Origin of the sequence: Henriciella sp. (assembly GCF_049649345.1) — a bacterium.
GTDB lineage: Bacteria > Pseudomonadota > Alphaproteobacteria > Caulobacterales > Hyphomonadaceae > Henriciella.
This window is the reverse complement of the sequence record NZ_JBARZC010000100.1, coordinates 1-4,241: the sequence shown is the minus strand read 5'-3', so window position 1 is coordinate 4,241 and position 4,241 is coordinate 1. Positions and strand designations below refer to the sequence as shown.

Sequence of the window (4,241 nt, the reverse complement as noted above, 5' to 3'; positions counted from 1 at the left end):
GTCATTGCCAATGGCGACATCGCTTCAACGGGAGATGCATTGACGGCCCTGCGGACGTCGGGCGCATATGGCGTCATGATTGGCCGAGCCGCAATGGGTCGCCCCTGGTTGCTCGGGGAAGTCACTGCCGCACTGCAAGGAAAGCCATATGTGCGCCCGGACAGGCAAACCCAGCTCGACAGCCTGATCGAGCAGATTGAGGACACCCTGTCGCTCTACGGCGCCAGTCTTGGCGCGCGGATTGTGCGAAAGCATGTGGCTGCCTGCATCGATCATCTTGATACTGGCTGGACCGTATCAGACCGGCGCACCTATCGGTCGGCCATGTGCCAGATTGTGGACCCGAAATTGCTTATCTCGGGACTCCAACGGCTCTATCTGGATGAGGAGTGTCTGGCAGCATGATATCCACGCTCAATCTCGCAGACCTGGCGCCGCTCGCGATCATCCAGCTCGACTCCAAACGCCGCATTGAAGCGGCTAACACCGAAGCGCAGGTCATTTTCGGACACTCTGAATCCGTTCTGCGAAAAAAAGCCCTCAGCGAGTTCATCTTTCACGACTCGCCTGTCTTCGAACTTCTCGACCGCGTGTACGGGCAGGAGGGCGATGTGAGCGCCCATGGTGTCGCCGTCTCCGGACCGACAATGGCCGGCGGAAAACTATTCGACCTCAAGCTTCGTCCTGTTGGCTCAGGACGCGTTATACTGGTCATTAGCGAGGCGCCTGTTCGCGATCCCGCTGGGGCTGCAGTCGGAATATCGGGCTTTGGGCGAATTCTCGGACATGAAGTCAAAAATCCGCTCGCCGGCATTTCCGGGGCAGCGCAATTGCTTCTTCGTAGTGCCAGCGAAGAACAGGCCCCGCTTCTCGATATCATTCGCAGCGAGTCTCATCGTATTGAGCGCCTGGTCAGCCGCTTGTCCGCTTTCGAGCTCTTTTCATCCCCGCGCCGCGACCGGTTCAATATTCATGAGCTGCTCGACAAAGTGCTGCTGGCCGAAGATGCAGCGAATGCTGGGGCAATTGCGATCCGCCGCGCCTATGATCCATCCTTGCCCGAAATACTGGGCGATGAAGATCACCTTCACGAAGCCTTCCAGAATATCGTCCGCAATGCCGCCGAAGCCGCAACAGATGGCGAGGGCCCGGCGCGCGTTACCTTACAGACAGCATTCGAGACGGGATTTGCCTTTTCGAGAGCGCGGAATGCCAAGCGGCTACAGCGCGCAATCCGCGTAACGGTCGAGGACAATGGCAAGGGCATTTCGCCTCGCCAGAGAGAGCAGATGTTCGACATGTTCTCGTCCACCAAAGCCGGGGGCAGGGGGCTGGGCCTCAGTGTCGTCTCGGAAGTGGTCGCCGCCCATGAAGGGCGGATCAAGGTCGAGAGCCGCCCCGGACAGACGAAATTCTCTGTCTTTCTCCCAATGAAACAGGAGCAGAATTCATGAGCCAGAAAACGGTCCTGCTTGCAGAAGACGATGCCAGCATCCGTCTGGTCGTAAACCAGACACTCGTTACAGAAGGCTATCAGGTGCGCGCCACAAGCTCGGCTGACGCGCTCGAGCGCTGGATCCGCAATGGCGAGGGCGATGTCGTTGTCACGGATGTCTATCTCGGCGACACCGCCATCTTCGAACTCTTGCCATCGATCAAGCTTGCGCGGCCGGAACTGCCTGTCATCGTCATGAGCGGCCAGAACACAATTTTGACGGCGGCCTCGGCCGCACGCCACGGTGTCTTCGATTACCTTCCGAAACCTTTTGATATCGACCAGCTCTCAAGCCTTGTCGGCCGCGCCCTGAAAGGACCCGCAAAGCGAGACGCTGCGAGTGCCGATTCCGAGGGGGATGCGAGCCTGCCGCTCATCGGCCGCTCTGATCCCATGCAGGAAGTCTACCGGATCATCTCGCGTGTGATGAATACCGATCTCACTGTCCTGATCGAAGGCGAATCGGGGACCGGCAAGGAACTCGCCGCCCAAGCCATCCACCAGCTCGGCGCTGGCAAGTCAGGTAAGTTCAAGGCGCTTGATCTTGCAGCTATGCCAACCGAGCAGATCAGCAAGGATCTATTCGGCACGGAGGATGCTCCGGGCATCGCCTTCGATCCGGAAGCCACGCTTTATCTAGACGAAATCGGGGACCTGCCGGCAGAAGCACAGACTCAGCTTGTGAAGCTTATGCGCGAAGCTGGCGGGGCTCGCATTATTGCGTCCACTCGCCAACCACTCGCCAAGCTCGTCGATGAAGGCCGGTTCAGGGAAGACCTGTTCTATCGCATCAACGTAGTGCGGATTTTCATGCCCTCACTGCGGCAGCGAAAGGAAGACATTCCTGAGCTCGTCCGGGCCTTTCTGTTGCGCGCCCAACGCAAAGGCTTGTCCACCAAGCAGATCGAGCCGGCCGCCATGGACCTGATGATGGCCTATGACTGGCCCGGCAATGTCCGCGAGCTTGAAAACCTGATCATGCGGCTGGCCGCGCTCAGTCCTGACGTGGTGATCTCCCAGCGCGAGATCGAACGTGAACTGCGCGCCGAGGCGATGAAGGATATCTCGTCCAATTCCAGCTTCGAGAAGGAAGTGGAATCGTTGCTGCATCGCTTTGTCATGGGAGACCTGCTTCAGGCTTCACCGGATGACAGCAAGATCCATCAGGGTGTCATGGAGCAGGTTGAGCGGCCCCTGATCAAGCTCGCCTTGTCCGTCACTTCGGGCAACAAGCTGCGCACGGCAGCGCTCCTTGGGGTGAACCGGAATACGCTTCGCGCGCGGATCAACTCACTTGGGATCGCAGACGACTAATTGACCTTTGGCCCAACTGTTGCTCTAAATCCTCAGTGTTGCGAATAGAGCACAGACTCGCAACGGTGAGGTTTGAGTTTGGTCGGGTTTCTGAAGTCCAATAACGCCCAGACGGGTTGGACCCTGTTTCAGTGGTTGTTTCTGGTAGCGGCCTTCCTGGCTGCAACTGTGACGTTTGTGGCCGTCTCGGATATGGATCCGATCGATCCGGTCAGCCGCGATGTTCAGGTTCTCCTTATCGCAAACTCCGTGATCATCGGCATTCTCGCGCTGATTATCGTCCAGCGCTATGTAGCGACCAGAAAAGCCAAAAAGGGCGAAGAGGGCGAGCAACTCGCGCGCCGTTTCCTCCTGCTGTTCGGACTGTCTGCTGCAATTCCGGCGCTCGTTGTCTCGCTCTTTCTTTGGGCGGCAATTTCGCGGGGATTCGACACCTGGTTCGGCGATCGCATCGTCACAATTGTGGAAGAAACAGCCGCAGTTGCCCGGCAGAATGTCGAAGAGTTCAGCGATGTCCTAGAAGAAGATTCCCGCCTGATGGCGATTGACGTCAACAACGCGCTCGAAGGCCTGACCGAAGACCCAGAGACGTTCTCCTCTTATCTCGGCATTCAGGCTTATGTGCGGAATATGCCGGCTGCCTACATTATTGATGATGGCGGTCTGCCACTCGCGATCGGCGAGAATGCTGGCGGCAGCGGATATTTCAGACGCCCCACATCTTCTGCCTATGAAGAGGCGGAGTCCGGAGACGTCGTTCTGTCGCTTCAGGAGGCCGATGGCTTTGCCACCTCCCTTATCGCGCTAGACGGTATGGAAGACGCCTATCTCTATCTCGCCAAGCCTCTCGACCGCGATGCATTTGCAAGGCTGCGACGGGCAGAACAGGCGCTGGCAGAGTATCGGGCGGCAGGCGAGGTAAGTGCCAGATCGCAAGCCCTTTTTGTGATCGCATACGGCCAGATCGTCATCCTCGTCCTTCTGTTGGCCGTTCGGCTGGCGCTTGAGGCTGCAAGCCGGATCACCGGCCCGATCGGACGGCTCGCCAGCGCGGCGCAATCGGTGCGCGACGGCAATCTGGACGTGCGGGTGCCGCTTCCTAGCAGCAAGGATGAAGTGCGTGCCTTGACGCGGTCTTTCAATGTCATGGCCGAGCAGCTGGGCGCCCAAAGATCTGCGCTAATTACAGCCCGTGAAGAAACTGAAGATCGAAGACTGTTCCTGGAAACGCTCCTCGCGGAGGTCAGCGCCGGCGTCATCCGTGTTGATGATCAGCTTCTGATCACGCTCGCCAATCCATCGGCCGTTCAACTTCTGTCTGTCGAGGATTCAATTGAAGGCGTCAGCCTGGCCGATGTGGCGCCCGCCTTTGTCCGGTTTACCGAGGACGTGCTTGAATCTGGTCAGCCCATCGATGCCTCGCTTGATGTCC

At 58.4% G+C, this 4,241-nt stretch carries 4 protein-coding genes; all 4 read left to right on the top strand.

The window, feature by feature from the left end:
• On the top strand, positions 1 to 405 hold a 405-nt coding region (locus WA989_RS02560; RefSeq protein ID WP_424338960.1), incomplete at its 5' end, for a tRNA-dihydrouridine synthase.
• Positions 402 to 1,454: a two-component system sensor histidine kinase NtrB gene (locus tag WA989_RS02555; protein ID WP_424338959.1), complete on the top strand. Its 1,053-nt coding sequence runs from the start codon at positions 402 to 404 to the stop codon at positions 1,452 to 1,454. The genes WA989_RS02560 and WA989_RS02555, both read left to right, overlap by 4 nt.
• On the top strand, positions 1,451 to 2,809 hold the full coding sequence (locus WA989_RS02550; RefSeq protein ID WP_424338958.1) for a sigma 54-interacting transcriptional regulator: 1,359 nt from the start codon (positions 1,451 to 1,453) through the stop codon (positions 2,807 to 2,809). The genes WA989_RS02555 and WA989_RS02550 overlap by 4 nt, the downstream gene beginning before the upstream one ends.
• 78 nt (positions 2,810 to 2,887) lie before the next feature.
• Positions 2,888 to 4,241 (top strand): HAMP domain-containing protein (locus WA989_RS02545; RefSeq protein ID WP_424338957.1); only part of this gene is annotated, 1,354 nt, incomplete at its 3' end.

What these genes read in the sequence shown, in the direction of transcription:
- WA989_RS02555 (WP_424338959.1), top strand. Translation starts at nt 402, where the DNA reads ATGATATCCACGCTCAATCTCGCAGACCTGGCGCCGCTCGCGATCATC.
- WA989_RS02550 (WP_424338958.1), top strand. Translation starts at nt 1,451, where the DNA reads ATGAGCCAGAAAACGGTCCTGCTTGCAGAAGACGATGCCAGCATCCGT.